Origin of the sequence: Aeromicrobium chenweiae (assembly GCF_003065605.1) — a bacterium.
GTDB lineage: Bacteria > Actinomycetota > Actinomycetes > Propionibacteriales > Nocardioidaceae > Aeromicrobium > Aeromicrobium chenweiae.
This window is the reverse complement of record NZ_CP026952.1, coordinates 15,771-41,159: the sequence shown is the minus strand read 5'-3', so window position 1 is coordinate 41,159 and position 25,389 is coordinate 15,771. Positions and strand designations below refer to the sequence as shown.

Here is a 25,389-nt window from a genome sequence, read left to right as displayed (position 1 = left end):
CGGGCGCGAGAACGCGTTGCCGAGGCGATCTCGAACGCCTTCCGGCCGTAGTCCGATCCGCCGCGGGGGGCGGTGCTTGTGCCACCGTTTGAGCCGAAATCCGGGCCCAAACGGTGGCGTACGCACCGCGCCCCGGGCGATCGGTGGCGTACGCACCGCGACCGCTGCCGACGGCTCTGGGGGACGTACGTGTGACCCCGCGGTTGCGGGGTATGTGTCCTGCGACCGTCACACACAACCGGGGGACCGATGAGCCAGACGCAGACGCAGGACGAGGCACAGCCCAAGGCGCTCAACGGCCTGATGCTGATGGTCGCGATGGTGTCTGCCGTCAGCGGGCTGCTGTACGGCTACGACACCGGCATCATCTCCGGCGCGCTGCTGCAGATCGGCGACGAGTTCGACACCGGTCACGCGATGGAGCAGTCCATCGCCGCCGGCATCCTGCTGGGCGCGGTCATCGGCGCCCTGACGTGCAGCCTGCTGTCCGAGCGCTGGGGCCGGCACAAGACCATCCTGCTGATCTGCGTGGTGTTCATCGTCGGCAGCCTCGCGTGCTCGATCGCACCGAGCGCGGTCCTCCTCGCGCTGGCCCGCGTGCTGCTGGGCTTCGCGGTCGGCGGCGCGACCCAGACCGTCCCGATGTACGTCGCCGAGATGGCGCCGGCAGCCATCCGCGGGCGCCTCGTCCTGTGCTTCCAGCTCGCGATCGGCGTCGGCATCGTGATCGCCACCCTGGTCGGCGCCTCCGAGCAGGTCGACTGGCGCATCTCGATCGGTGCCGCGGCCGCTCCCGCGCTGGCGATGCTCATCCTGCAGCTCCGGCTGCCCGAGAGCCCCCGCTGGCTGGTCAAGCAGGGCCGCAAGGACGACGCCAAGGCGGTGCTCGAGCGCGTGCGCCCCGAGGGCTTCAACATCTCCGAGGAGCTCGGGGACATCGTGGAGCTGGAGAAGCGCAAGAAGGAGACCAAGCGCAGCAACCGCGGCTGGAGCGGCCTCCGCCAGCCGTGGGTCCGACCCGCGCTGATCGTGGGATGCGGCATCGCCGCCTTCACCCAGCTGTCCGGCATCGAGATGATCATCTACTACGCGCCGACGATCCTGACGGACAACGGCTTCTCGACCTCCGCCGCCCTGCGCGTGAGCGTCGCACTGGGCGTGACCTACCTGATCATGATGATCGTCGGCCTGATCATCGTCGACAAGGTCGGCCGTCGCCGGCTGACGCTGATCATGGTGCCCGGCGCAGCGATCGCCCTGTTCGTCCTCGGCGCGCTGTTCGTCACCGACAACGCGGGCAAGGACAACATCCCGTTCGTCATCGCCTGCCTGATCGTGTTCATGCTGTTCAACGCCGGCGGTCTGCAGCTCATGGGCTGGCTCACCGGCTCGGAGATCTACCCGCTCGCCGTCCGCGGCGCGGGGACGAGCGTGCAGTCGGCCACCCTGTGGTCCACCAACCTTCTGATCACGCTGACCCTGCTCACGATGATCGACACGTTCGGCGTCGGTCAGGTGTTCTGGCTCTACGGCCTGTTCAACGTCGCGGCGTGGGTCTTCGTGTGGCGCCTGCTGCCCGAGCTCACGGGGCACAGCCTCGAGGACATCGAGAAGCACCTGCAGGACGGCGAGTTCAGCCCGAAGGACTTCGCCGAGCACCCCAAGAGCAAGATCGTGGGCGCCGAGGCCTGAGGCTCCGGCTGAATACACAAACAAGGAAGGGCCCGACCAAAACCCGGTCGGGCCCTTCTTGTTTCTGTGCGCGAGGGGGGATTTGAACCCCCACGCCCTTGCGGACACTGGCACCTGAAGCCAGCGCGTCTACCATTCCGCCACCCGCGCAGTGTTTTCGTGCTGCGGTCCTCGAGCGAACCCGGGGACCGGTGAGCAAGTCTAACAGGCCCTTGCGGCGAGGTTTCCACGGCTGCCCCCTCCGCGATGACTCGCCTCTTCGCCCCGTCCCGATACGATCACTGGGGACGCGACCGAATCGACGAAGAGGTGAGAGCAGATGGCGGGGGTGCTGCAGCGTTTCGAGCAACGACTCGAGGGAGCGGTCACCGGCGCGTTCGCCCGTGCCTTCCGCAGCGCCGTGCAGCCCGTCGAGATCGCCGCGGCCCTGCAGCGCGAGGTCGACAACTCGGCCCACATCCTCTCCCGCGATCGCATGCTCGTCCCGAACGACTTCACGGTCGAGCTGTCGCCGCCCGACTACGAACGCCTCAACCCGTTCAGCACCACGCTGACCGACGAGCTGTCCACGCTCGTCAAGGAGCACGTGGTGGAGCAGCGCTACACGCTGGCCGGGCCGCTGGAGATCACGTTGAAGCGCACCGGTGAGCTCAGCACCGGACGGTTCCGGGTGCGCAGCCGCACCAACGCGTCCGTGACCCCCGTGGCCGGCCAGCGCATGACCGAGACGGCGGTCCGCTCGTCCAACGTCGTGATCGAGGTCAACGGCATGAAGCACCCGCTGCAGGCGCCGGGTGTGGTCATCGGGCGCGGCAACGAGGCGGACCTCAAGATCGACGACCCCGGCATCTCCCGCCGCCACGCCCAGATCAAGATCCACCAGAGCGGAGACGAGACCACCGTGACGATCGTGGATCTCAACTCGACGAACGGAGTCATCCTGAACGGCCACAAGGTCTCGACCGCGGTCGTCACCGACGGCTCGGAGATCCGCCTGGGCAACACCGTCATCGTCATCCGCATGAGCGAGGCGCACTGATGTCCGAGCTCACGCTGACGCTGATCAAGCTCGGCTTCCTTGCCGTGCTGTGGCTCTTCGTCCTCTCCGCCGTCTCGGTCATCCGCTCGGACATCTTCGGCACCAAGGCGCCGGCGACCCCGCGGCCCGCCAAGCAGAAGGCGCCGTCGACCAAGTCCCGCAAGACCCCGCGCGGCGTGCCGACCAAGCTGCAGGTCGTCTCCGGCCCCAACACCGGACAGAGCGTCCCGCTCGGCGACAAGCCGATCCTGCTGGGACGCGGGACCGACGCCGCGATCCGCCTCGACGACGACTACGTCTCGACCCGGCACGCGCGCTTCGCGACCAACGGCGAGCAGTGGTTCGTCGAGGACCTCGGGTCGACGAACGGCACCTACCTCGGGAGCCAGCGCATCACGACTCCCATCCCGATCGGCCTCGGCATCCAGGTCCGGCTGGGCAAGACCATCGTCGAGCTGCAGAAGTAGGCCATGACAGCCCTGACCTATCGATACGTCGCGCTCACCGACACCGGTCTGCGCCGCTCGACCAACCAGGACTCCGGCTACGCCAGCGACCGGCTGCTGGCGATCGCGGACGGCATGGGCGGCGCGGCTGCCGGTGACCTGGCCTCGTCCGAGGCGATGCACATCATTCGCCGGCTCGACCGCGACCTCGACGTCAGCGCGATCGACGCGCTCGACCAGTCGGTCAAGCTCGCCAACGACCGCCTCGGCGAGCTCATCCGCGAGGACCCCGCCGTCGAGGGCATGGGCACGACGCTCGAGGTCATGGTCTGGGACGGCGAGAAGCTGGCCGTCGCCCACCTCGGCGACTCCCGGGCGTACCGCCTCCGCGGCGGCACCCTCACCCAGATCAGCACCGACCACACGTTCGTCCAGAGCCTGGTCGAGGAGGGCAAGATCTCCCGCGCGGAGGCCCGGGTCCACCCGCACCGCTCCCTGCTGCTCAGGGCGCTGCTGGGTCGCGACGACAACGCCGCGGACCTCAGCTGGATCCAGCCGATGCTCGGTGACCGCTACCTGCTGTGCAGCGACGGCCTGACCGACATGGTCGAGGACGACGTCATCCAACGCGCGCTGAGCGCCGAGACGATCGACATGGCCGCGACCGAGCTCGTCCGCCTCGCGCTGGAGGCCGGCGGCGTCGACAACGTCACCGTGGTGATCGCCGAGTTCGTCGAGAAGGGCACCGAGCCCGACCCGCACCTGTCGTCGTCGGACGGGCAGCCCCAGCTCGTGGGCGCGGCCGCCAACCAGGCCCGCCCGCGCACGGGCACGGCGTCCAGCGGCAGCGACTCCGCCGTCGAGCTCGATCCCGAGGAGCTCCGGTACGCGCCGCAGCCGCCCGCGCGTCGACGCTGGTTCCGCTGGACCGCGGCGATCGTGGTCGTGGCGGCCATCCTCGCGGCGGGCGGGGCGTACGCCTACAACTGGTCACAGGACCAGTTCTACGTCGCCGCGAGCGAGGGTCGGGTCGCGATCTACCGCGGCGTCCAGGTCGACATCCCCGGCATCACCCTGTCGCACGTCGACGAGCTGACCGACATCGAGCTGTCCTCCCTCAGCGACTTCCAGCGCCGCGAGATCGAGGACGGCGTCGAGGCCTCCAGCAAGGCCGACGCCCGCCGCACCGTGGCCGAGCTCGACGTCATCGCACCCACCCCGACCCCGACACCCACACCCACGCGCAAGTCCACGCCCGCGCCGTCCCGGACGACCAAGACGCCGACCTCGGCCAACGTGGTGTGGATGCCATGACGACCCCCGTCTGGGTCCCCCGCAAGCGCAGAGGGGCAGAGTTCTTCCTGACCGTCCTGGCGGTCTTCATCGGCATCGCCGCGTACGCCTCGGTGGGCCTCGGCGTCGAGGGCACGATCCCGGCCGACACCTACAAGCTCGGCGGCGCGCTGATCGTCGTCGCGATCGCGACCCACCTCGTGGTGCGCCGGGTCGCGCCGTACGCCGATCCGGTGCTCCTGCCGCTGGTCATTGCACTGAACGGCCTCGGTCTGGCGATGATCTATCGCATCGACCTGGGCTACCAGCAGGTCAACCCCGACTGGAAGGCGCTCGCCAACGGTCAGCTGATGTGGACCGGTTTCGGCATCGTGGCGTTCGCCCTCGTCCTCATCGTGGTCCGCGACCACCGTCGCCTGCAGACGCTGACGTACACGTTCGGCTTCGCCGCGATCGTCCTGCTGATCCTCCCGCTGCTGCCCGGCATCGGTCGCAACATCCGCGGCGCGCGCATCTGGATCGGTCTCGGCCCGTTCAGCTTCCAGCCCGGCGAGGCCGCGAAGATCTGCCTGGCGATCTTCTTCGCCGGCTACCTGGTGGTCAAGCGCGACGCCCTCGCGCTCGCGGGTCGTCGCGTCGCCGGCATCGACCTGCCGCGTGGCCGCGATCTCGGCCCGATCCTCGCCGGCTGGCTGCTGAGCATGGGCATCCTCATCTTCCAGCGCGACCTCGGCTCGTCGCTGCTGTTCTTCGGCCTGTTCGTGGTGCTGCTCTACATCGCGACCGAGCGGCCCGGCTGGCTCGTCGTGGGCGGCGTGCTGTTCGCCGCCGGCGCCTACCTGAGCTACCTCGCGTTCGGCCACGTGCAGGTGCGCGTCAACGCCTGGCTCGACCCGTTCTCGGACCCCGACCGCAACTACCAGGTCATCAACGGCCTGTTCGGGCTCGCCCACGGCGGGATCCTGGGCCAGGGGCTCGGCCAGGGCAGCCCCAACCTCACGCCGTTCGGCTTCTCGGACTTCATCGCCGCGTCTCTCGGCGAGGAGCTCGGGCTCACCGGACTCATGGCGGTCCTGCTCATCTACGGGCTCATCGTCGAGCGCGGCCTGCGGATCGCCCTGACCTGCCGTGACGCGTTCGGCAAGCTGCTCGCCGCGGGCCTGGCGCTGTCGATCGCGATCCAGGTGTTCGTCGTCGTCGGCGGCGTCACCCGACTGATCCCGCTGACCGGCCTGACCACGCCGTTCCTGGCCCAGGGCGGCTCGTCGATCGTGATGAACTGGGCCATCATCGGCCTGCTGCTGCGCATCAGTGACCAGACGCGGCGGCCCGCCCCGGAGATCTCCGCGTTCGAGAGCGACGAGCCGACCCAGGTGGTGAAGCTGTCATGAACAAACCGATCCGCAACCTCGGCATCGCCTGCCTCGTGATGTTCCTGGCGCTCCTGGTCAACATCAACTACGTCCAGTTCGTCGAGGCCGACAGCCTCAACGCCAAGAACGGCAACAAGCGCGTCATCAACGAGGAGTTCTCCCGCGACCGCGGCTCGATCCTCGTCGACGGCAAGCCGATCGCCGAGAGCGTCAAGTCCAAGGACGAGTACAAGTACCAGCGCAAGTACCCCGAGGGTGGGCTGTACGCCCCGATCACCGGCTACTTCTCGTACGTCTTCGGGCGCAGCGGGCTGGAGAACTCCGAGAACCGGGTGCTGTCCGGCAGCGACGACCGGTTGTTCGTCAACCGCGTCGTGGACCTGCTGTCCAACAAGCAGCCCAAGGGCGGCAGCGTCGAGGTGACGATCGACCCGCTCGCGCAGAAGACCGCGGCCGACGGCCTTGAGGCGCTCGGCAAGGGCACCAAGGGTGCCGTCGCGGCGATCAACCCCAAGACCGGCGCGATCCTGGCGATGGTGAGCCAGCCGTCGTACAACCCCAACAGCCTCGCGAGCCACGATTTCGCGAAGGTGCAGAAGACGTGGCAGAGGCTGACCACGGACGACGACCAGCCCATGCTCAACCGGACGACCCAGCAGACCCTGCCGCCCGGCTCCACGTTCAAGCTCGTGACGGCGGCCGCGGCCCTGGAGAACGGCGTCGTCGACGACATCGACGACAAGGTCAAGGCCGGCGCCCGCCTGTCGTTCGGCGGAGGCATCACCTACACGCTGCCGAACGAGAACGGCGGCAACTGCGGCGGCGACCGCATCACGTTCGAGCAGGCGCTCAACGTGTCCTGCAACGTCGCCTTCGGCGCCCTGGCGCTCAAGGTCGGCCAGAAGGACCTCGCCGCGCAGGCCGCGAAGTTCGGCTTCGGCACCGACCCGCTCTCCGGCCTGCCGATGAACCCCAGCCGCTTCACCTCCGCCGACACCACGCTCGAGCAGCCGCAGCTGGCCCAGTCGGGCATCGGCCAGTACGAGGTCGCCGCCACGCCGCTGCAGATGGCCATGGTCGCCGGAGCGATCGCCAACGACGGCAACGTCATGAAGCCGTACATCGTCGACACCGTCCGTGCCCCCAACCTCCGCGTCCTCGACAAGACCCAGCCGCAGCGCCACAGCGAGGCGGTCAGCCCGACCACCGCACGCAAGCTGCGGGAGATGATGGTCAGCACGGTCAAGGTCGGCACCGCCACCTCCGCGCAGATTCCGGGCATCGAGGTCGGGGCCAAGACCGGCACCGCCCAGTCCACTGCGGACCGGCCGCCGTACGCCTGGTTCGTCTCGTACGCCAAGGACGGCGACGACGAGGTCGCAGTGGCCGTGCTCGTCGAGTCGAGCAACACCGCCCGCAGCGAGATCGCCGGCGGACGCCTCGCCGGTCCCATCGCCAAGTCCGTGATGGAGGCAGTGCTCGGCAAATGACAGCGCCTGAATCCCGCGGCATCCTCCGCGACACTCACTCTGGGAGACTGACACCATGACCGAATCCGGCGACGAGACCATACGCCTGGGCGACCGCTACGAGCTGGGCGGACTGCTCGGCCGTGGCGGCATGGCCGACGTGCGCGTGGGCCGTGACCTCCGCCTGGGTCGTACGGTCGCGGTCAAGCAGCTGCGCAGCGACCTGTCTGCGGACGACACGTTCCAGGCCAGGTTCCGGCGCGAGGCCCAGTCGTCGGCCGCGCTGAACCACCCGTCGATCGTCGCGGTCTACGACACCGGCGAGTCGATCGACAAGCACGGCAGCCACGTGCCGTACATCGTCATGGAGTACGTCGAGGGGCAGACCCTGCGCGACATCCTCCGGGGCGCCGAGAACGGCCGCAAGATCCTGCCCGAGCGCGCCCTGTCCATCACTGCCGACGTGCTCAGCGCCCTGGACTACAGCCACCGTTCCGGCATCATCCACCGCGACATCAAGCCGGCCAACGTCATGCTGACCCCGTCCGGCCAGGTCAAGGTCATGGACTTCGGCATCGCCCGCGCGATCGCCGACACGTCCTCGGCCATGACCCAGACCGCCGCCGTCATCGGCACCGCGCAGTACCTCTCCCCGGAGCAGGCCCGCGGCGAGACCGTCGACGCCCGCAGCGACATCTACTCCACCGGCTGCCTGCTGTACGAGCTGCTGACCGGCCGTCCGCCGTTCGTCGGCGACAGCCCGGTCTCCGTGGCGTATCAGCACGTCCGCGAGGAGGCCCGTCCGCCGTCGCAGCTGAACCCCGACGTCAGCGAGGACATCGACCGCATCGTGGCCAAGGCGCTCGCCAAGCGCGTCGAGGACCGCTACCAGAGCGCGGCCGACATGCGAAAGGACATCGAGCGCGTCCTGGCCGGCCTTCCGGTCGACGCACCCACCGCGGCGACCGCGGTCGTCCCGGGCGGGACCGCCGTGGCGCCTGCCGCACCGGTCCTGCCGCCGCCCAGCAACGGCACCGACCCGGAGGACGACGAGGACGAGGACCGTCGCGGCACGTGGTGGGCGGTCGCGGCCATCGTCGGCGTCATCGCCGCAGCGATCCTCGGCGTCCTGTGGCTGACCGGCGCGTTCGACAGCGACGAGAAGCCCACGCCCCAGAAGGCGGTCGTCGACGTCCGCGGCCAGAGCGTCCCGGATGCCACGACGGTGCTGGAGAACGCGGGCTTCGTCGTCGGCGACACCACCGAGCAGTCCAGCTCGGACGTCGACGAGGGCGACGTCATCGAGACGGACCCGCGCGCCGGCACCAAGGTCGACGAGGGCTCGACGGTGAGCCTCATCGTCAGCTCCGGTCCCGACCAGGTGGAGATCCCCAACCTCGTCCGGTACTCGTACTCCGACGCGAAGGCGCTGCTCGAGGGCAAGGGCCTGACGGTCAAGAAGGAGACCCAGGACAGCACCGAGGCCAAGGACACCGTGCTGAACACCAACCCGCCGGCCGGCACGCCGGTCGACGTCGGATCGAGCGTCACGCTGATCGTGTCGAAGGGTCAGGTCGAGGTGCCCAACGTCGTCGGCATGGACGTCGAGGACGCCAAGAGCGCGCTGGAGGACGTCGGCCTGAAGTCACAGGTCACCGAGGACCCCAACTCGACGTCACCGGAGAACCAGATCACGGCGCAGTCCGTGGGCGGCGGCACGATGGTCTCGCCCGGCTCGACGATCCGGCTGACGGTCTCGACCAACCGCGGGGACGGCGGTGGGGACGAGCCCACGACGCCCGGTGGGGACACCGACGAGCCGCCGACCCCCGGCGACGGTGACACCAACGGCGGAGTGTTCGGCGACTGACGTGCTCCCGGCGTCCTCGGTGTCTTCGCCTAGGACGCCGGGACTGTCGCGTGGGACAGTGCGATCGGGTTGGCGTACGCCTTGATGCCGACCGAGTCGAGCTGCTCGATGTCCAGCCCGAGGTTGTAGCGCTGCGCGTACGCCGCGTAGCTCGCGGTGTCGGGCGACGTGATCATCGCGCTGTTCATGCCGGCCTGGTCACCGACCGCCTCGATGACGTACGGCGGGGAGTAGGGGACGCCGTCCAGGATCACCACGTTGCCGACGCAGCGGATGCCGGTCGTGGCGATGAGCCGTTGGCCCTGCAGCGAGATCGCCTCGGCTCCACCGGCCCACAGGGCGTTCACGTAGGCCTGGATGTCCTGCTGGTGCACGACCTGCCAGTTGGGGTCGACGCCGGACAGGTCCCCCGCGTCGGGGGCGTCGGTCAGCGTGACCCGGACGCCCGGTCCCCGTACCGGCGTCAGGCCGGTGGCCGGCTCGAGGGCGCGGACCCGCTTGCGCAGCTTGTCGAGGCTGGAGCCCGAGACGCTCGAGGACAGGTCGTCGATCTCCGAGCGCAGCAGCGTGGCCTCGGTGCGCCGAGCGTCGATGCGCTGGGAGCGTTCCTGCAGCAGGGACGCGATGTCGCCGCCGGCCGGTCGCAGGTCCGTGCCGTCCGCGCTGACCGATGCGGCCACGAACAGGAAGCCGGTGATCACGAAGATCAGGAGCACGACCAGGGGTGCCTGCTGGCGCGCGTGCGTGCCGTGCTTGGCCATGCCGCATTCCTCCCTGGTCGGACGCCGACTAGGCTATCCGAGACCACCTACGACGCGGCGACAGCCGCAGCAACCATCCGGAGCACCACGTGGCGAAAGACAAGACTTCCAAGGGTCCGCAGCCCCAGCGGATCGGCAACCGCTGGGCAGGTCCCGCGATGGTGACCTCGGCGATCATCGGCCTCATCTGGATCGTGGTCTTCTACGTGCTCAACGGGCAGGACATCAACTACCCGTCGTTCCTCGAGTGGTACCAGGACCTGGGCAACTGGAACCTGGTCATCGGCATGGGCTTCATCGTCGCCGCGTTCGGCTTCGCGATGAAGTGGGAGTGAATCACACCCGTGTAGTTATCCACACCGGTGTGCACAACCTGTTGATAGTCACACCGCTGTAGTTCACACCCTGGGCGGTCGTTCAGCTCGTCAGGGACGCCGTGCGCAGCACGACTGCGGCGATGACGCCCGCCCAGATCACCGCGAGGACCGCGGCCTGGAGCAGCTGCTTGCGCTCGCGCGGTCCGTACGCGACCACCGCGCCGAGGACGACGCCGGCGACGAAGCCGCCGAGGTGCCCCTGCCAGCTGATGTTGCTGCCCGCCACGCTGATGAACGCGTTGATAGCGAGCAGCACGAGCAGTGTCGTGATGTCCTGCTTCGCCTTCAGCAGGAGCATCATGGCCATGCCGAACAGGCCGAACACCGCTCCCGAGGCGCCGATCGTGACCGTGCCCGGAGCGGCCAGCAGGTACACGAAGACCGATCCGACGATGGCCATGGTCAGGTAGGCCACGACGAACCGGACTGTGCCGATGGCCCGCTCGACGAACGGGCCGAACAGGTACAGGGCGTACATGTTGAACAGCAGGTGCAGGATGCCCGCGTGCAGGAAGGTCGAGGTCAGCAGGCGGTAGATCTCGCCGTCGGCGACGTAGTACCCGACCATGGCCCCGTCGCCGAAGAACGAGCCGCGCTGCCCGTCCGTGGCCGCGGTCACGAGGTAGGCGAGGACGTTGAGGACGATGATCGCCAACGACGCCACGCCGGCGGTGCGCGTGATGGCACCGCCGGCGAGGTTCTTGGGCTGTCGTACGGTCTTCGCGCCCTCCGCGATGCACGAGGGGCACTGGAACCCGACCGAGGCCTCCCGCATGCACTCCGGGCAGATCAACCGCCCACAGCGCTGGCAGGAGATGTACGCCTCGCGGTCGGGGTGCCGGTAGCAGCGATAGTCCTCCGCAGGGAGGTTCACGAGCTAGCCGTCTTTGCGCGAGATCGTCAGCTTCTCGATGACGACCGGCTCGGCCGGCTTGTCGAACCGGTCGGTCTGGACCTGCCCGATCTTGTCGACCACGGCACGGCTGACGTCGTCGGCCACCTCGCCGAAGATCGTGTGCTTGCGGTTCAGCCACGCGGTGGGGACCAGCGTGATGAAGAACTGCGAGCCGTTCGTGCCCGGTCCGGCGTTGGCCATCGCGAGCAGGTAGGGGCGGTCGAACTTCAGGTCCGGGTGGAACTCGTCCTTGAACGTGTAGCCGGGGCCACCCGTTCCGGTGCCGAGCGGGTCGCCGCCCTGCAGCATGAAGTCCTTGATGATGCGGTGGAACACCAGGCCGTCGTAGAACGGCTTCTTGGTGGGCTGACGGGTCTCGGGGTCGAGGAACTCCTTCGTGCCCTCGGCGAGGCCGACGAAGTTTTCCACCGTCTCGGGTGCGTGGTCGGGGAAGAGCTCCACGACGATGTTGCCGTGGTTGGTCGTGAAGGTCGCGATGAGCTGCGAGGCCACAGGGGTATTCCTTTCGATGTGCTGGCGCCCATCCTCCCACGAACGGCCAACTCCGGCGCCTCGGCGGGCTGGGGAGACGACGACCTGTCCGCTGGCTATCGTGGGCGCCATGTCGAAGACCTCAGGGCGCCACCCCTTCCGCCGGATCCTGCTCGTGACGGCCGTGCTCGCCGCGATCCTGGCCTACCGCAACGCGATCGCGGACAAGGGCGGATCGTACGACCCGGCCGGTCCGATCGGTCACTGATGAGCGTCACCGTCGAACGGACGTCGGAGGGCATCGCGGTCCTGACGTTCAGCGCCCCGCCGGTGAACCTGTACTCGCTCGAGCTGCACGACAAGCTCGACCGGGCGCTCGACGAGGTCGAGGCGGACCTGCCCCGGGCCCTGCTCGTCCGGGCCGACGGAAAGATCGTCTCCGGTGGCGTCGACGTCGCGCAGTTCCACGCGCAGAAGACGCAGGCCGACACGCAGGTGCTCTACGACCGCATGCTCGAGCTGCCGAACCGCATCGAGGCGCTCGACGTGCCCACGTTCTTCGCCGCCCACGCCCTGACGCTCACCTGGGCGTTCGAGGTGGCCGTGGCCTGCGACATCATCCTGGCCTCGCAGAAGGCGAAGTTCGGTCTCGTCGAGCGGGTCATCGGCCTCACTCCCACGATGGGCGGCACCCAGCGGCTCGCCGCCCGGGCCGGCGTCGGGCGCGCCAAGGAATTCGTCTTCTCAGGCGAGCTCTACGACGCGGAGACCCTCGAGCGCTGGAACGTGGTCAACCGCGTGCTCCCGGTCGACGGCTTCGACGACGCGGTGCTGGACGTCGTGCGCCAGGTCGCGGTCGGGCCCACCCGCGCATTCGGCGCCGCCAAGCAGATCCTGCGCCACTTCGAGGCCGGCGGGGTGCCGCAGGCCAACGCTCACACGACCCGCATCGCCGCCGAGCTCTTCGCGACCGACGACCTGCAGAACGGCATGGAGTCGTTCCTGCGCGACGGGCCCGGGAAGGCCAGCTTCACCGGACGGTGACGGCCGGCATCAACCGGCTATGACGTGGTCCTGGTCGTGGTGCACCTTGCGCGTCGTCCGGCGCTCGGCCCAGAAGCTGACGAACGGGATCGTCGCGAGCAGCATCGTGGAGATCGTGAACCACGGCGTCCACTTGTTGCGGGTCGACAGCACCGCGATGAGCACGAGCAGGGCCATGAACAGCAGTCCGTGCACCTGGTCGATGACCAGGATCAGCCCGTCGTTGCGGTTCCACCAGGACGTGTCGTCGGTCGCGCGCTGAGCGATGGCAGCGGTGAAGACGAAGATCAGGTTGAGGCCGACAATGGTCGCCAGAACCTGGTAGGGACGCAGGGGACCGCTGGGATTCTTCACCATCTCAGGCTACCTTCGCCCTCGAAGCGGACCGGATCTCGGTCGACATGCGCCACCACATGAAGGCGGCGAACAGGCCGAACACCCACCACTGCAGCGCGTACGCCAGGTTGCGCAGACCCGTGGTCCAGGGGACGTCCGAGGGCACCGGCGGCGGCACCGGCTCGAGCCCGCCGCTGAGGTCGGCGTCCGTGCTGATGGCGAAGCCCGAGTAGAGGTCGTAGGGCATCTCGTTGATCAGGGTCGGGATCCGTACGGCGCCGATCGTCCGCGTGGCCGGGTCGAACGCACCGGCGTTCTTCTCGCCGGGTTCCAGCACCGCCCGGACCGGGACCGTTCCTGCCGGCACCCCCGGGAGCGCGCCAGGCTCCGGCGCCCACCCGCGCACGAGGAGCAGTGTGTCGCCGCCCACGACCTGCACGGGAGCCACCAGCCACGCGCCAGAACGTCCGTCCTGCTCCTTGCCGGTGACCCAGATCTGCTGGTCCGCCGGCGCGAACTGGGCCTCGAAGCTCACCGGACGGTGGTTGTACGTCTTCAGGAAGGGGCTGTCCGCCTTCCACAGGTCGGTCAGCTCCACCCGAGGCACCGCACGCTTGTCGGCCTGCTCGTGCACCTGGCGATCATCGTAGACCCCGGCCTGCCACAGGCCCATGACCACGCAGAACACGATCGCCACGACGGCGAACGTATGCAGCCCGATCAGGCCTGGTGTGAACCAGGACCTGACCGGTGCGTCGCGGTTCACTTCGTGAACGGCGTGATGTCCGGGTAGAGCGGGTAACGCTCGGCCAGCACGGTCACCCGCTTGCGGAGGGACTCCACATCGACCTCACCGGGCTGCAGCGCGGCCGCGATGATCTCGGCGACCTCGGTGAACTCCTCCGCACCGAACCCACGGGTGGCGAGGGCAGGCGTGCCGATGCGCAGGCCCGAGGTCACCATGGGCGGGCGCGGATCGTTCGGGACGGCGTTGCGGTTGACCGTGATGCCGGCCTCGTGCAGCCGGTCCTCGGCCTGCTGGCCGTCGAGCTCGGAGTCCCGCAGGTCCACCAGGACGAGGTGGACGTCGGTGCCACCACTGAGGACCTTGACCCCAGCGGCGGTCATGTCGTCGGCGAGCAGGCGCTCGGCCAGGATCTGCGCACCCTCGATCGTGCGCTGCTGGCGCTCGGTGAACTCCGGCTCCAGCGCCATCTTGAAGGCGACGGCCTTGGCGGCGATCACGTGCTCGAGCGGTCCGCCCTGCTGGCCCGGGAACACCGCGGACCGCATCTTCTTGGCCATCTCGGGGTCGTTGGTGAGGATCGCTCCACCGCGCGGTCCGCCGAGCGTCTTGTGCGTCGTGGTCGTGACGATGTGCGCGTGGGGCAGCGGGTTCGGGTGCAGGCCTGCGGCGACCAGCCCGGCGAAGTGGGCCATGTCGACCCAGAGGCGGGCGCCGACCTCGTCCGCGATCTCGCGGAACAGGGCGAAGTCGAGCTGGCGGGGGTACGCCGACCAGCCGGCGATGATCACGGTCGGGCGGTGCTCGTGGGCGAGCGAGCGCACCTCGTCCATGTCGACCAGCCCGGTCTCCGGCACCACGTGGTATGCCACCGGGTTGTACAGCTTGCCCGAGAAGTTCAGCTTCATGCCGTGCGTCAGGTGGCCGCCGTTGGCCAGGTCCAGGCCGAGGATCGTGTCGCCCTTGGTGGCGATCGCGTGCAGCGCCGCGGCGTTGGCGGTGGCGCCCGAGTGCGGCTGGACGTTGGCGTAGTCGGCGTCGAACAGCTGCTTGAGGCGGTCGATCGCGATCGTCTCGACCTGGTCGACGAACTCGCAGCCGCCGTAGTAGCGCTTGCCCGGGTAGCCCTCGGCGTACTTGTTGGTCAGCACGCTGCCCTGCGCCTCGAGCGCCGCGACGGGAGCGAAGTTCTCCGAGGCGATCATCTCGAGCGTCGACTGCTGACGGTGCAGCTCGGCATCGAGAAGTGCTGCGATGTCAGGGTCGAAGTCCGCGAGGTGATCGTTGTGGCTCATGCCCCCCAGACTAACGGTCGACCACCAGCCGCCCGACGCCTAGTGGTCGCGGTGGACAGCCGCCCCGTGACGCGTCACCAGCACCGCGGCCTGGGTGCGGCGCTCGAGGCCCAGCTTGGACAGCAGCTGGGTCACGTAGTTCTTGACCGTCTTCTCGGCCAGGAACATCTCGGCGGCGATCTGACGGTTGGTCAGGCCCTCGCCGATGAGGGTCAGGATGCGGCGCTCCTGCTTCGTGAGCGAGGCCAACGGGTCCTCCGCGGGCCGGCCCTCCCGGATGCGGGACAGCACCCGCTGGGTGACCGCCGGGTCGAGCAACGACTGGCCCGCGGCCACCCGCCGCACGGCGTCCACCAGGTCGGTGCCGCGGACCTGCTTGAGCACGTAGCCCGCGGCGCCGGCCATGATCGCGGCGAACAGGGCGTCATCGTCGTCGTACGAGGTGAGGATGATGACCGCGATCTCCGGGTCCGCCGACCGGACGTCGCGACACACGTCCACGCCCGACCCGTCGGGCAGCCGGGCGTCGAGCACCGCGACGTGGGGCTTGACCTGGGGGATCCGGACGGCCGCGTCCTGGGCCAGCCCCGACTCGCCGACCACCTCGATGTCGGGCTCCTGCTCGAGCAGGTCCCGCAGCCCCCGGCGCACCACCTCGTGGTCGTCGAGCAGGAACAGCCGGATGGGCGACTCGGTCATGATGCGCTCCTCGGTACGGTCCAGGTGATCGTCGTGCCGCTTCCCGGCTCGCTGCTGACCTCGCACCGTCCCCGCAGGAGCGCGGCCCGCACCCGGATGTTGCGCAGGCCGTTCCCGGCCTGGCCGTCGCTCAGTCCGTTGCCATCGTCGCTCACGACGAGCGCGATGTCCTGCCCAACCTCGAGGACGACACCGACCTTGCTGGCCTGCGCGTGCCGCACGACGTTGGACAGCGCCTCACCGACGACGGCCATCAGGTGCTCGCGGACCTCGTCGGGCACGACGCTGTCGACCGGTCCGATCAGCCTCAGCTCGGGGGTGAACCCGAGCAGCTTCGCGGAGTGGCGCAGCACCTGCTCGAGCTCGGCCCGCAGGTCGCTCGTCCCGGTGCCGGGGCTCAGCGCGAAGATCGTGCGACGGATGTCCATGATCGTCTCGTCGATGTCGTCGATCGCCGAGGAGAGCCGGTCGGCCGCCGTCTGGGACGGGATGAGCTTGGTCGTGTTGTCGAGCATCAGCCCGATCCCGAACAGTCGCTGGATCACCAGGTCGTGCAGGTCGCGACCGATCCGGTCCCGGTCCTCGAACACCGCGAGGCGGGCCTGGTCCTCCTGCGCACGAGCGACCTGCAGGACGAGGGCGGCCTGGTCGGCGAAGCGCTGCGGGACCATCGGGTCGAGCTCCCAGCGCAGGGTGTCGCTCCCCTTCAGCCACCCGACGAGCAGCGCGCCCGTGTCGTCCCCGCTGCGCAGCGGCAGCACCATGAACGATCCGAGGTCCGGCCAGGACGGAGTCTTGTGCGCCTCGTACCGCGGCTCCAGGGCGGTGTCGGGGACGACGATCGTCTCGCGCAGGCGCGCGGCGTCGCCGGCGATGCTGTGCCGGGCGTCGACCGAGCCACCGAGGATGCCCTCGGCGGGAAGGCCCGAGACGGCCTCGACCACCAGCGTCTCGTCGTCCCCCGGCATGAGCAGGGCGACGAAGTCCGCGATCGCGACGTCCCGGGCCCGATCGGCGACCAGCAGCAGCGCCGACGTGCGGGAGATCGGTGACAGCAGGGTCGTGGTGATCTCGGCGGCAGCCTCCAGCCAGCGGCGCTGTCGCTCGCCCTCCTCGTACAGGCGGGCGTTCTCGATCACCACGCCGGCGGCCGAGGCGAGCGCGAGCACGATCTCCTCGTCCTCCTGGGTGAATCCGCCGCCGGACCGCTTGCCGATCAGGTAGAGATTGCCGAACAGGTAGTCCTGGATGCGGATCGGGACGCCGATGAACGCGGTCGGGTCCTGCTCCAGGAGGTCGACCAGCAGCTGGCGACCCGGGTGCTGATCGTCCACGACACCGTCGATGCCGTACGCCGCGAAGCTGCCGAGGCGACGGTCCAGGGCGTCGAGGAAGCCGCTCTCGGCATCCACGAGATCACCCGCCTGGCGCAGGATCCGCTCCAGCAGCCCGTCGATCGACAGGTCCGACGACATCGTCGCCACGGCGTCCAGCACACTGCGAAGCCGCTCCGCGGTCACCTGCGCACACCCTGTCATGGCACTCCTCTGGCGTCTCAGGGTACGGAAGATCCGGCCGAAGGTCTTGGCTTTCGAGCCGATGGACGAGAGGCGGACGTGCCCAGCTCGGCTCCGGAGGAATAGGTTGTCTCCGTCACCAAAATGCAACGTTCGCGTCCGTTACAGCCCGCATCGCCGCGTGTAGCGTGCCGAACAGACTCGTCCCATGATGTGGACTCTCCGCCGTTGCCCGCCGGCGACGGCTCGAACCAGAGGAGAACAATGAGGAATTTCCGTCGAGGTACCGCGATCATCGCGGTGACCGCCATGGCCGGGGTCGCCCTGGCCGCGTGCGGCTCGGGCAAGAGCAGCGACGACTCGGCGTCCGGAAGCGGCGTCCTGGTCGGCACCACGGACAAGGTCGTCTCGATCGACCCCGCGGGCTCGTACGACAACGGGTCGATGACCGTCCAGACGCAGGTCTACCAGTACCTCCTCAACTTCCCCGCGGGCAGCACCGAGCTCACTCCCGACGCCGCGGAGAGCTGCGACTTCGCGACCCCCACCACGTACGTCTGCAAGATCAAGCCCGGGCTGAAGTTCGCCAACGGCAACGAGCTCACCGCCTCCGACGTCGCCTTCTCGTTCAAGCGGATCGTCGACATCGCCGACCCCAGCGGCCCGTCGTCGCTGCTCGGCGCCATGAAGAGCGTCGAGGCCACCGATGACTCCACGGTCACGTTCACGCTCAACGCGCCGAACGACCAGACGTTCCCGCAGATCCTGGTGACGTCGGCCGGTCCGATCGTCGACGAGGAGACCTACCCCGCCGACAAGGTCCTCGACGACGACGCCGCGGTCAAGGCCAACGGCTTCTCCGGTCCGTACACGATCTCCAAATACAGCAAGAACCAGCTGGCCGAGTTCAAGGCCAACCCGGACTACGCAGGCACCTACGGCAAGCCGAAGACCAAGACGGTCACGATGAAGTACTACGCCAAGCCGGAGAACCTCAAGCTCGACATCAAGAACAAGGACATCGACGTCGCGTTCCGCTCGCTGACACCGACCGACATCGCCGACCTCGAGAAGGCCAAGGGCCTCAACGTCGTCACCGGTGCCGGTGGCGAGCTGCGCTACATCACGTTCAACCTCACGACGATGCCCGGCGACTCCGCCGAGCAGAAGCGCGCGATCCGTCAGGCCATGGCGTCCTCGGTCGACCGCGCCGAGCTCGCGAAGCAGGTCTACAAGGACACCTACACCCCGGCGTACTCGATGGTGCCGGACGGACAGGCCGGCGCGACCGAGGCGTTCAAGGACGCGTACGGCGACGCACCCGACAAGGCCGCCGCGGAGAAGATCCTCAGCGACGCGGGCGTCAAGACGCCGGTCACGATCAAGCTGCAGTACAACCCGGACCACTACGGCTCCAGCTCGGACCAGGAGTACAACGCGGTCAAGCGCCAGCTCGAGGCCTCGGGACTGTTCAAGGTCGACCTGCAGTCGACCGAGTGGGTCACGTACTCCGAGGAGTACAACGCCGACGCGTACCCGGTCTTCCAGCTCGGCTGGTTCCCGGACTTCCCGGACGCCGACAACTACCTGTCGCCGTTCCTCGCGCCGTACGACACCGAGAAGAAGAAGAGCGGCAACTTCACCAACTCGCACTACAACGACGAGGCGACGGAGTTCGCGGACCCGACGATGACCAAGCTCCTCGACGACGAGCGCACCGACGGTGACAAGGCCTCCCGCGAGGCCACGCTGAAGAAGATCCAGGACCGTCTCGCGTCCGAGGTCCCCTACCTGCCGCTGCTGACCGGTTCGCAGGTCGCGATCGGCGTCGACGGCGTGAAGGGTCTCCAGGACACGCTGGACGCGTCCTTCAAGTTCCGCTTCACCTCGCTGTCGAAGTGATCCCGTGAGGAGGGGCGGGCCCACGTCGGGTCCGCCCCTCCTCCGCATGTAACCCCGTACGTCCCACCAGAAGAGGAAGACATGGCCACCGCCGAAGTCCTCGCCCCGCTCGATCAGCCCGATGACGAACCGTCGGGTCCTCGCCGCGGCAAGCTCAGCCCGCTCGCCCGTTACCTGCTCACCCGCCTGGCACTGCTGATCCCCATGGTCTGGGTGCTCGTCACGATGGTCTTCCTGCTCATGCGGGTCATCGGCGACCCGATCCAGGCCGCCCTCGGCGGCCGCCTGACCGCTGACCAGATCGCCGAGCGCAAGGCCGACGCCGGTCTCGACCGGCCCATCCTCGTCCAGTACTGGGAGTACCTCACCGGGCTGTTCCGCGGTGATTTCGGCACGACCCTCACCGACAACCGCAAGGTGTCGGACATCCTGGTCCAGAACGGCGCCGCGACGCTCGAGCTCGCGTTCTGGTCGATCATCGTGGCGTTCGTGGTGGGCGTCCCCCTCGGCCGCCTCGCCGCGAGGTACCGCGACCGCTGGCCAGACGTCCTGCTGCGCCTGTTCTCGATCCTCGTGTACGCCGCGCCGGTCTTCTTCGTGGGCCTGCTGCTCAAGCTGGCCTTCGCGCCGTTCGGGTGGCCGTCCTCGGGACGCGCCAGCATCTCCAACGAGCTGATCCTGCAGGACGTGCACCCCAAGACCAACATCATGATCATCGACGCGATCCTGTGGGGAGACCCCGCGATCATCGGGGACGTCCTCAAGCACGCACTGCTGCCCGCGCTCGCGCTGGGCCTGCTGACCGGCGGGGTGTTCCTGCGCCTCGTCCGCGTGAACCTGCTGCAGACGCTCCGCATGGACTACGTCACCGCGGCTCGGGCCCGCGGCATCTCCGAGCGCCGGGTCATGAACAAGCACGCGTTCCGCAACGCCCTCGTGCCGGTCGTGACCGTCATGGGCCTGCAGATCGCCCTGCTGCTCGGTGGGGCGATCCTCACCGAGACCACCTTCGAGTGGAAGGGCCTGGGCTACCAGCTGTCGGAATACCTGATCAAGCGCGACTTCCTGGCGGTGCAGGGCATCGTGACCCTCATCGCCCTGATCGTCGGTGCCGTGAGCTTCTTCATCGACGTCATCGTGGCGTTCGTCGACCCGAGGGTGAGGTTCTGATGTCGACCCGTTCTGTCCAGCCGTCCCGGTTCGTCCCCGCGGTGGTCCGCCAGTCGCACGGCCTGCAGCGCTTCATGCTGCTGCTGGGCTTCGGCCTGGTCGGGCTGTTCCTGTTCGTCGCGATCTTCGCGCCGTGGCTCGCCCCGTACGACTTCAACGCCGACCGCTCCGGCGGCGTCGTCTTCGGCACCCAGCAGGGGCCGTCGGCCGACCACTGGTTCGGCACCACCGTCGGTGGCACCGACGTGCTGTCCCGCGTCATCTACGGTGCGCGCACCGCGGTCGAGGTCATCATCCTGGCGGTCATCCTGTCGGGCCTGATCGGCGTCCCGCTCGGTCTGGTGTCGGGCTACCTCGGCGGCTGGCTCGATCGAGTCCTCGTGCTGGTCATGGACGCGCTGTACGCCTTCCCGTCCCTGCTGCTCGCGATCGTCGTGTCGATCGTCGTCTCGGGCGGCAGCAGTGGTGCGGTCGGCGGCATCCTCGCCGCGGCGCTGTCGATCACCGTGGTGTTCGTCCCGCAGTACTACCGGGTCATCCGCAACGCGACGCTCTCGGTCAAGGCCGAGCCGTACGTGGACGCGGCCAAGGTCGTCGGTGTCCGCACGCCGCGCATCCTGCGCAAGCACATCTTCTCGAACGTCTCGTCGTCGCTGCCGGTCATCGGCACCCTCAACGCGTCCGAGGCGATCCTCACCCTCGCCGGGCTCGGCTTCCTGGGCTTCGGCATCGAGCCGTCCGCGGCCGCGGAGTGGGGCTACGACCTCAACAAGGCGCTGCCGGACGCCTCGTCGGGCATCTGGTGGACCGGCGTGTTCCCGGGTCTCGCGATCGTCCTCATCGTCCTGGGCGCGACGCTCGTTGGCGAGAGCCTCAACGACATCCTGAACCCGCTGCTGCGCACGCGCAGCGGCGACACGAGCGAGGCCGACGAGGCCGAGCTCGCGCACGAGTACGAGGAGCTCACCGGTGGCACCGACGTGGAGGCGGTGAACGGGACGAGCCCGGTCACCGGCGCCGGGAGCGACCAGGAGAAGAAGAAGGTCGCGGCCCTGTCGCTGACCGACCTCGCGGTCACGTTCCGCACCGACGCGGGCCAGGTCAGGGCCGTCAACGGCATCAGCTTCGACGTCGCCCCCGGCGAGGTCGTGGCGGTCGTGGGTGAGTCCGGCTCCGGCAAGTCCGTCAGCTCGCGTGCGGTCCTCGGCCTGCTGCCGTCCACCGCCGAGGTCTCGGGCTCGGCCCGTCTCGGTGTCCGCGAGCTGCTCGGGATGCGCTCGAACGACCTGCGCCCGATCCGCGGCGATCAGGTCTCGATGGTGTTCCAGGAGCCGTCGACGGCGCTCAACCCGGTCTACACGGTCGGCTGGCAGATCATCGAGGGGCTGCAGGCCCACCAGAAGATCTCCAAGAAGGCCGCCCGCGCCCGCGCGGTCGAGCTGCTCGACCTGGTCGGCATGCCCGATCCGGAGGAGCGGGTCGACTACTACCCGCACCAGCTGTCCGGCGGGCAGAAGCAGCGCGTGGTCATCGCGATGGCGATCGCCTGCGATCCCGACGTCATCATCGCCGACGAGCCGACGACCGCGCTGGACGTCACGGTGCAGGCCGCGATCCTGGAGCTGCTGCTGTCGCTGCGCGAGCGGCTCGGCACCGCGATCGTCCTCATCACGCACAACATGGGCGTCGTGGCGGACATGGCCGACCGCGTCGTGGTCATGTACCGCGGCAACATCGTCGAGCAGGCGCCGTCCCGGCAGCTGTTCGCGTCGCCGCGGCACCCGTACACGCGCGCCCTGCTCGACGCGGTGCCGCACCTCGGGCAGGAGGACGGGCCGGGCCTCGTCGACGACAACGAGCTGGTGCTCAAGGTCGAGGACCTGGTCGTGGAGTTCCCCGGCCGCTTCGGTCAGCCCGCGTTCCGCGCAGTCGACCACGTGTCACTCGAGGTCCGCAAGGGCGAGGTGCTCGGCCTGGTGGGCGAGTCAGGGTCCGGCAAGTCGACGGTCGGCCGCACGACCGTGGGCCTGCAGCAGCCGACCAGCGGCACGATCCAGGTGTCGGGCAACCAGATCTCGGGGCTGAACGACCGGGCGCTGCGTCCGCTGCGCTCGCGGTTCGGCTTCGTGTTCCAGGACCCGGCCGCGTCGCTGAACCCGCGCATGTCGATCGGCCAGTGCGTCGCCGAGCCGCTGCACGTCCAGACCGAGATGACGCAGCCCGAGATCGACGCCAAGGTGCGCTCGCTCCTCGACAGCGTCGAGCTCGGCGGGTCGTACGCGGAGCGGTTCCCGCACGAGCTGTCCGGCGGCCAGCGCCAGCGCGTCAGCCTGGCCCGCGCCCTGGCGCTCGATCCCGACCTGCTGATCGCCGACGAGCCGACCTCGGCCCTCGACGTGTCGGTCCAGGCCCGGGTGCTGGAGCTGTTCACCGAGCTGCAGCAGCGCCTGCAGTTCGCGTGCCTGTTCATCAGCCACGACCTGGCCGTCGTGGACACGCTGGCCAACCGGGTCGCGGTCATGCAGCACGGCCGCCTCGTCGAGGTCGGCCCGCGCGACCAGGTGCTGGGCAACCCGCAGGAGGAGTACACGCGCCGGCTCATCGCCGCTGTCCCGGTCCCCGACCCGGACGAGCAGGCCCGGCGCCGCGCGGCACGCGGACGGCTGCTGACGAACATCAGCTGACCCACCCGCCCCGCACCAGCCGCCCCAGCCCAGATCTGCGGACTCCTGCACATTCTCCTGCCGGAGAAACCGTGCAGAGCCCCGCAGATCTGGGCTGGTGCTCTGGTGTGGGAGGAGCAGACTGGGTGGGGTGAACCCGTTCAACACGGTCCGGCAGCGCGTCGGCGACACGATCTTCTCCCGCATCGCCGGGGACGAGGGTCCGGCCCGTCGCGACCGCATCCACTTCTCCGAGGGTCCTCGGAGGTTCCCGCCGGACTCCGCGATCCAGCGGGTCCACAGCGACGCCGCGATGTTCGTCGGCGGCATGCGCGCACTCCTGCTGCAGTCCCTGCACCCGCTCGCGATGGCGGCCGTCGACCAGCACTCGGGCTACCGCGGTGACCCGTGGGGCCGTCTGCAGCGCACCAGCACGTTCCTCGCCGAGACGACGTTCGGGACGATCGAGGACGCCGACCGCGCGATCGCGATCGTCCGGTCCGTGCACGACCGCATCACCGGGATCGCTCCGGACGGTCGACCGTACGCGGCGTCCGACCCACACCTGATCCGCTGGGTGCACGTGGCCGAGATCGACAGCTTCCTGCGCGCCCACGACCGCTACGGGGCGCGGCCGCTCGACGCTGCGGGCCGCGACGCGTACGTCGCCGAGACCGCGCACGTCGCGCGCGGCCTGGGTGCGGTGGACGTGCCCGAGACGGTCGCCGAGCTCGACGAGATGATGCGGGCCTACCGGCCGGAGCTCAAGGGGACCCGCGAGGCGCGTCGGGCCGCCCGCTTCATCCTCATCCACCCGCCGGTGCCGCTGGCCCTCCGCGCGCCGTACGGCATGCTGTCGGCCGCTGCGGTCGCGATGATGCCGGCATGGACGCGGATCCCGCTGCGCCTGCCGTACCTGCCGATCGTCGAGGCGACCGCGGTGCGCACCAGCGGCATCGTCATCACCAGCGGGATCCGTTGGGCCATGGGCGCCGGTGCGCCTGCCGCGGACTGAGGCTCAACAGGCCGGGACGTCGGACTCCTCGCACGTGGAGTGCTCCAGCGGGGCATCTGCGACCGCGCGGTCCAGCAGCTGACGGAACATCTCGGCGTCGGCCTCGACCAGCCCGCCCAGCACCTCGCGCTCGATGTCCTGCAGACGCCCGGACACCTCCGCCAGAACGGACTCGCCCCGCGGGGTCAGCACCACCTGACGGGCCCGTCGATCGGCGGGATCGGGCCGGCGCTCGACCATCCCGGCCTGCTCGAGATCGTCGAGGAGGTAGGTCATGACCGTGCGGTCGATGCCCAGGCGCTGGGCGATCGTGGCCTGGTTGCCGCAGAGGCCCTCGAACGCGACCGACATGACCTGGTAGCCCCGCGGCCCGCCGGGGAGGTCGTCCACCACGTCGCGCGCTCCGGCGAGGTACCGCCGCAGCAGCGCGCTGAGCGCCTGACCCAGGTCGATGGGGGCGCCCGCCTGCTCCGGGGGGCCCACGCGCGTCTCGGTCATGGCACCAGTCTAGCCCGATATCCCCCATCGATCATCGTCCTGAAATATTGTCTGTTGCAAATATGTTCTGCTTGCACGACTATATGAAGGCGGCCCGCCTCGGACCGCCTCGATCACAGGAGCTGAACACATGAGCACGATCTTCCGACTGGATGCCAGCATCCGCCTCGAAGGTTCCGTCACCCGCGCCGTCGCCGACACCCTGGAGTCCGCCATCACCGAGGAGCTCGGTGACGCGACCGTCGTCCGCCGGGACGTGGGCCTCGACCCGGTCGACCCGTCGGTCTGGGGCACGGCTGCCTTCGCCGGCTTCACCCCCGAGGACGCCCGCACCCCCGAGCAGGTGGAGGCTCTCGCCACCGCAGCCGCCCTCGCCGACGAGGTCGCCGGCGCCGACGCCCTGATCTTCGCCGTCCCGCTCTACAACTTCGGCGTCTCGCAGCACTTCAAGGCCTGGGCCGATCTCGTCACGACGGATCCCCGCTTCGGCCCCGGCACCGAGACGATCAAGGGACGGCCCGCATTCCTCATCACCGCCCGCGGCGGCGGATACGGCGAGGGCACCCCGCGTGCCGGGTGGGACCACGCCACGGGCTGGATGCGCCGCTACCTCGAGGACGTCTGGGGCCTGGACCTCGACGTCATCGAGACCGAGCTGACGCTCGCGGAGGTCACCCCGCAGATGGCTGAGCTGCGCGAGCTCGCCCGCGAGCAGCTCGCCGAGTCGCACGAGACGGCACGCACCAGCGGGCGCTCGGTGACCCTGAAGCTGCGCTCGGCGGCCTGATCGTCCCGTCC

24 protein-coding genes and 1 tRNA gene are annotated in these 25,389 nt (G+C 69.2%); 15 read left to right on the top strand and 10 right to left on the bottom strand.

Annotated features, from left to right (window positions below; all coding sequences use genetic code 11):
- The first annotated feature begins 249 nt into the window (after positions 1–249).
- On the top strand, positions 250–1,692 hold the full coding sequence (locus C3E78_RS00200; protein ID WP_108576426.1) for a sugar porter family MFS transporter: 1,443 nt from the start codon (positions 250–252) through the stop codon (positions 1,690–1,692).
- A 67-nt stretch (positions 1,693–1,759) separates the two neighbouring features.
- On the opposite strand, the gene C3E78_RS00195 is transcribed toward C3E78_RS00200, so the two are convergent.
- A tRNA-Leu gene (locus C3E78_RS00195) sits at positions 1,760–1,842 on the bottom strand.
- A gap of 169 nt (positions 1,843–2,011) precedes the next feature.
- Between C3E78_RS00195 and C3E78_RS00190 the strand changes: the two genes are divergently transcribed.
- The 6 genes from C3E78_RS00190 to pknB are packed head-to-tail and all read left to right on the top strand — an operon-like array spanning position 2,012 to position 9,182.
- Positions 2,012–2,731: an FhaA domain-containing protein gene (locus C3E78_RS00190; protein ID WP_108576425.1), complete on the top strand. Its 720-nt coding sequence runs from the start codon at positions 2,012–2,014 to the stop codon at positions 2,729–2,731.
- Positions 2,731–3,198, top strand: coding sequence for an FHA domain-containing protein FhaB/FipA (locus tag C3E78_RS00185; RefSeq protein WP_108576424.1), 468 nt, complete (start codon positions 2,731–2,733; stop codon positions 3,196–3,198). Before C3E78_RS00190 ends, C3E78_RS00185 begins: the two co-directional genes overlap by 1 nt.
- Before the next feature lie 3 nt (positions 3,199–3,201).
- Positions 3,202–4,491: a PP2C family protein-serine/threonine phosphatase gene (locus C3E78_RS00180; RefSeq protein WP_108576423.1), complete on the top strand. Its 1,290-nt coding sequence runs from the start codon at positions 3,202–3,204 to the stop codon at positions 4,489–4,491.
- Complete coding sequence (locus C3E78_RS00175) at positions 4,488–5,861, top strand: FtsW/RodA/SpoVE family cell cycle protein (protein ID WP_108576422.1); 1,374 nt, start codon at positions 4,488–4,490, stop codon at positions 5,859–5,861. The genes C3E78_RS00180 and C3E78_RS00175 overlap by 4 nt, the downstream gene beginning before the upstream one ends.
- Positions 5,858–7,333, top strand: a complete 1,476-nt coding sequence (locus C3E78_RS00170; protein ID WP_108576421.1) for a peptidoglycan D,D-transpeptidase FtsI family protein — start codon at positions 5,858–5,860, stop codon at positions 7,331–7,333. Before C3E78_RS00175 ends, C3E78_RS00170 begins: the two co-directional genes overlap by 4 nt.
- 55 nt (positions 7,334–7,388) lie before the next feature.
- Complete coding sequence (gene pknB, locus C3E78_RS00165; protein ID WP_108576420.1) at positions 7,389–9,182, top strand: Stk1 family PASTA domain-containing Ser/Thr kinase; 1,794 nt, start codon at positions 7,389–7,391, stop codon at positions 9,180–9,182.
- Between the two features lie 29 nt (positions 9,183–9,211).
- On the opposite strand, the gene C3E78_RS00160 is transcribed toward pknB, so the two are convergent.
- Positions 9,212–9,943 carry a DUF881 domain-containing protein gene (locus C3E78_RS00160; RefSeq protein WP_108576419.1) on the bottom strand — a complete coding sequence of 244 codons (732 nt, stop codon included), beginning with the start codon at positions 9,941–9,943 and terminating at the stop codon, positions 9,212–9,214.
- An 89-nt stretch (positions 9,944–10,032) separates the two neighbouring features.
- Between C3E78_RS00160 and C3E78_RS00155 the strand changes: the two genes are divergently transcribed.
- Positions 10,033–10,278, top strand: coding sequence for a cell division protein CrgA (locus C3E78_RS00155; RefSeq protein WP_108576418.1), 246 nt, complete (start codon positions 10,033–10,035; stop codon positions 10,276–10,278).
- An 82-nt stretch (positions 10,279–10,360) separates the two neighbouring features.
- On the opposite strand, the gene C3E78_RS00150 is transcribed toward C3E78_RS00155, so the two are convergent.
- Positions 10,361–11,194 (bottom strand): rhomboid family intramembrane serine protease, encoded by an 834-nt coding sequence (locus C3E78_RS00150; protein WP_135804949.1) that lies wholly within the window; start codon positions 11,192–11,194, stop codon positions 10,361–10,363.
- A gap of 3 nt (positions 11,195–11,197) precedes the next feature.
- On the bottom strand, positions 11,198–11,728 hold the full coding sequence (locus tag C3E78_RS00145) for a peptidylprolyl isomerase (protein WP_108576416.1): 531 nt from the start codon (positions 11,726–11,728) through the stop codon (positions 11,198–11,200).
- A 109-nt stretch (positions 11,729–11,837) separates the two neighbouring features.
- On the opposite strand from C3E78_RS00145, the gene C3E78_RS18065 reads away from it, so the two are divergent.
- The gene (locus C3E78_RS18065; protein WP_159085751.1) at positions 11,838–11,975 is read left to right on the top strand and encodes a hypothetical protein; all 138 of its coding nucleotides are present in this window, start codon (positions 11,838–11,840) and stop codon (positions 11,973–11,975) included.
- Entirely contained in the window at positions 11,975–12,751 is a 777-nt protein-coding gene (locus C3E78_RS00140; RefSeq protein ID WP_108576415.1) for an enoyl-CoA hydratase/isomerase family protein, read from the top strand. The genes C3E78_RS18065 and C3E78_RS00140 overlap by 1 nt, the downstream gene beginning before the upstream one ends.
- A 9-nt stretch (positions 12,752–12,760) precedes the next feature.
- Here the strand turns inward: C3E78_RS00140 and C3E78_RS00135 are convergent, their stop codons facing one another.
- From C3E78_RS00135 to C3E78_RS00115, 5 genes are all read right to left on the bottom strand, one after another.
- Positions 12,761–13,105: a DUF3817 domain-containing protein gene (locus tag C3E78_RS00135; RefSeq protein WP_159085750.1), complete on the bottom strand. Its 345-nt coding sequence runs from the start codon at positions 13,103–13,105 to the stop codon at positions 12,761–12,763.
- 4 nt (positions 13,106–13,109) lie between these two features.
- Entirely contained in the window at positions 13,110–13,784 is a 675-nt protein-coding gene (locus C3E78_RS00130; RefSeq protein ID WP_135804948.1) for an SURF1 family protein, read from the bottom strand.
- 65 nt (positions 13,785–13,849) lie between these two features.
- Positions 13,850–15,127: a serine hydroxymethyltransferase gene (gene glyA / locus C3E78_RS00125; protein ID WP_108576412.1), complete on the bottom strand. Its 1,278-nt coding sequence runs from the start codon at positions 15,125–15,127 to the stop codon at positions 13,850–13,852.
- A gap of 39 nt (positions 15,128–15,166) precedes the next feature.
- The gene (locus tag C3E78_RS00120) at positions 15,167–15,826 is read right to left on the bottom strand and encodes a response regulator (RefSeq protein WP_108576411.1); all 660 of its coding nucleotides are present in this window, start codon (positions 15,824–15,826) and stop codon (positions 15,167–15,169) included.
- The gene (locus tag C3E78_RS00115; RefSeq protein ID WP_159085749.1) at positions 15,823–17,346 is read right to left on the bottom strand and encodes a GAF domain-containing sensor histidine kinase; all 1,524 of its coding nucleotides are present in this window, start codon (positions 17,344–17,346) and stop codon (positions 15,823–15,825) included. The genes C3E78_RS00120 and C3E78_RS00115 overlap by 4 nt, the downstream gene beginning before the upstream one ends.
- A 261-nt stretch (positions 17,347–17,607) precedes the next feature.
- Between C3E78_RS00115 and C3E78_RS00110 the strand changes: the two genes are divergently transcribed.
- The 4 genes from C3E78_RS00110 (at position 17,608) to C3E78_RS00095 (ending at position 24,093) form a co-directional block, all read left to right on the top strand.
- Positions 17,608–19,245 carry an ABC transporter substrate-binding protein gene (locus C3E78_RS00110; protein WP_108576409.1) on the top strand — a complete coding sequence of 546 codons (1,638 nt, stop codon included), beginning with the start codon at positions 17,608–17,610 and terminating at the stop codon, positions 19,243–19,245.
- A gap of 81 nt (positions 19,246–19,326) precedes the next feature.
- Positions 19,327–20,415, top strand: a complete 1,089-nt coding sequence (locus tag C3E78_RS00105; protein ID WP_108576408.1) for an ABC transporter permease — start codon at positions 19,327–19,329, stop codon at positions 20,413–20,415.
- Positions 20,415–23,099 carry an ABC transporter ATP-binding protein/permease gene (locus tag C3E78_RS18535; protein WP_108576407.1) on the top strand — a complete coding sequence of 895 codons (2,685 nt, stop codon included), beginning with the start codon at positions 20,415–20,417 and terminating at the stop codon, positions 23,097–23,099. Before C3E78_RS00105 ends, C3E78_RS18535 begins: the two co-directional genes overlap by 1 nt.
- A gap of 130 nt (positions 23,100–23,229) precedes the next feature.
- Positions 23,230–24,093, top strand: a complete 864-nt coding sequence (locus C3E78_RS00095) for an oxygenase MpaB family protein (protein WP_235833803.1) — start codon at positions 23,230–23,232, stop codon at positions 24,091–24,093.
- 3 nt (positions 24,094–24,096) lie between these two features.
- Here the strand turns inward: C3E78_RS00095 and C3E78_RS00090 are convergent, their stop codons facing one another.
- On the bottom strand, positions 24,097–24,591 hold the full coding sequence (locus C3E78_RS00090; RefSeq protein WP_108576406.1) for a MarR family winged helix-turn-helix transcriptional regulator: 495 nt from the start codon (positions 24,589–24,591) through the stop codon (positions 24,097–24,099).
- Positions 24,592–24,721: 130 nt separating this feature from the next.
- Here C3E78_RS00090 and C3E78_RS00085 point away from each other — a divergent pair, with 130 nt between their 5' ends.
- On the top strand, positions 24,722–25,378 hold the full coding sequence (locus C3E78_RS00085; protein WP_108576405.1) for an FMN-dependent NADH-azoreductase: 657 nt from the start codon (positions 24,722–24,724) through the stop codon (positions 25,376–25,378).
- The last annotated feature ends 11 nt before the right edge of the window (positions 25,379–25,389 follow it).

Bases quoted from the DNA above. Each gene is read 5' to 3' on its own strand.
- C3E78_RS00140 (WP_108576415.1), top strand. From the start codon at position 11,975: ATGAGCGTCACCGTCGAACGGACGTCGGAGGGCATCGCGGTCCTGACG.
- glyA (WP_108576412.1), bottom strand. From the start codon at position 15,127: ATGAGCCACAACGATCACCTCGCGGACTTCGACCCTGACATCGCAGCA.
- C3E78_RS18535 (WP_108576407.1), top strand. From the start codon at position 20,415: ATGTCGACCCGTTCTGTCCAGCCGTCCCGGTTCGTCCCCGCGGTGGTC.
- C3E78_RS00085 (WP_108576405.1), top strand. From the start codon at position 24,722: ATGAGCACGATCTTCCGACTGGATGCCAGCATCCGCCTCGAAGGTTCC.
- C3E78_RS00180 (WP_108576423.1), top strand. From the start codon at position 3,202: ATGACAGCCCTGACCTATCGATACGTCGCGCTCACCGACACCGGTCTG.
- C3E78_RS00120 (WP_108576411.1), bottom strand. From the start codon at position 15,826: ATGACCGAGTCGCCCATCCGGCTGTTCCTGCTCGACGACCACGAGGTG.
- C3E78_RS18065 (WP_159085751.1), top strand. From the start codon at position 11,838: ATGTCGAAGACCTCAGGGCGCCACCCCTTCCGCCGGATCCTGCTCGTG.
- C3E78_RS00200 (WP_108576426.1), top strand. From the start codon at position 250: ATGAGCCAGACGCAGACGCAGGACGAGGCACAGCCCAAGGCGCTCAAC.
- C3E78_RS00110 (WP_108576409.1), top strand. From the start codon at position 17,608: ATGAGGAATTTCCGTCGAGGTACCGCGATCATCGCGGTGACCGCCATG.
- C3E78_RS00185 (WP_108576424.1), top strand. From the start codon at position 2,731: ATGTCCGAGCTCACGCTGACGCTGATCAAGCTCGGCTTCCTTGCCGTG.
- C3E78_RS00105 (WP_108576408.1), top strand. From the start codon at position 19,327: ATGGCCACCGCCGAAGTCCTCGCCCCGCTCGATCAGCCCGATGACGAA.
- C3E78_RS00160 (WP_108576419.1), bottom strand. From the start codon at position 9,943: ATGGCCAAGCACGGCACGCACGCGCGCCAGCAGGCACCCCTGGTCGTG.
- C3E78_RS00175 (WP_108576422.1), top strand. From the start codon at position 4,488: ATGACGACCCCCGTCTGGGTCCCCCGCAAGCGCAGAGGGGCAGAGTTC.
- C3E78_RS00090 (WP_108576406.1), bottom strand. From the start codon at position 24,591: ATGACCGAGACGCGCGTGGGCCCCCCGGAGCAGGCGGGCGCCCCCATC.
- C3E78_RS00190 (WP_108576425.1), top strand. From the start codon at position 2,012: ATGGCGGGGGTGCTGCAGCGTTTCGAGCAACGACTCGAGGGAGCGGTC.
- pknB (WP_108576420.1), top strand. From the start codon at position 7,389: ATGACCGAATCCGGCGACGAGACCATACGCCTGGGCGACCGCTACGAG.
- C3E78_RS00170 (WP_108576421.1), top strand. From the start codon at position 5,858: ATGAACAAACCGATCCGCAACCTCGGCATCGCCTGCCTCGTGATGTTC.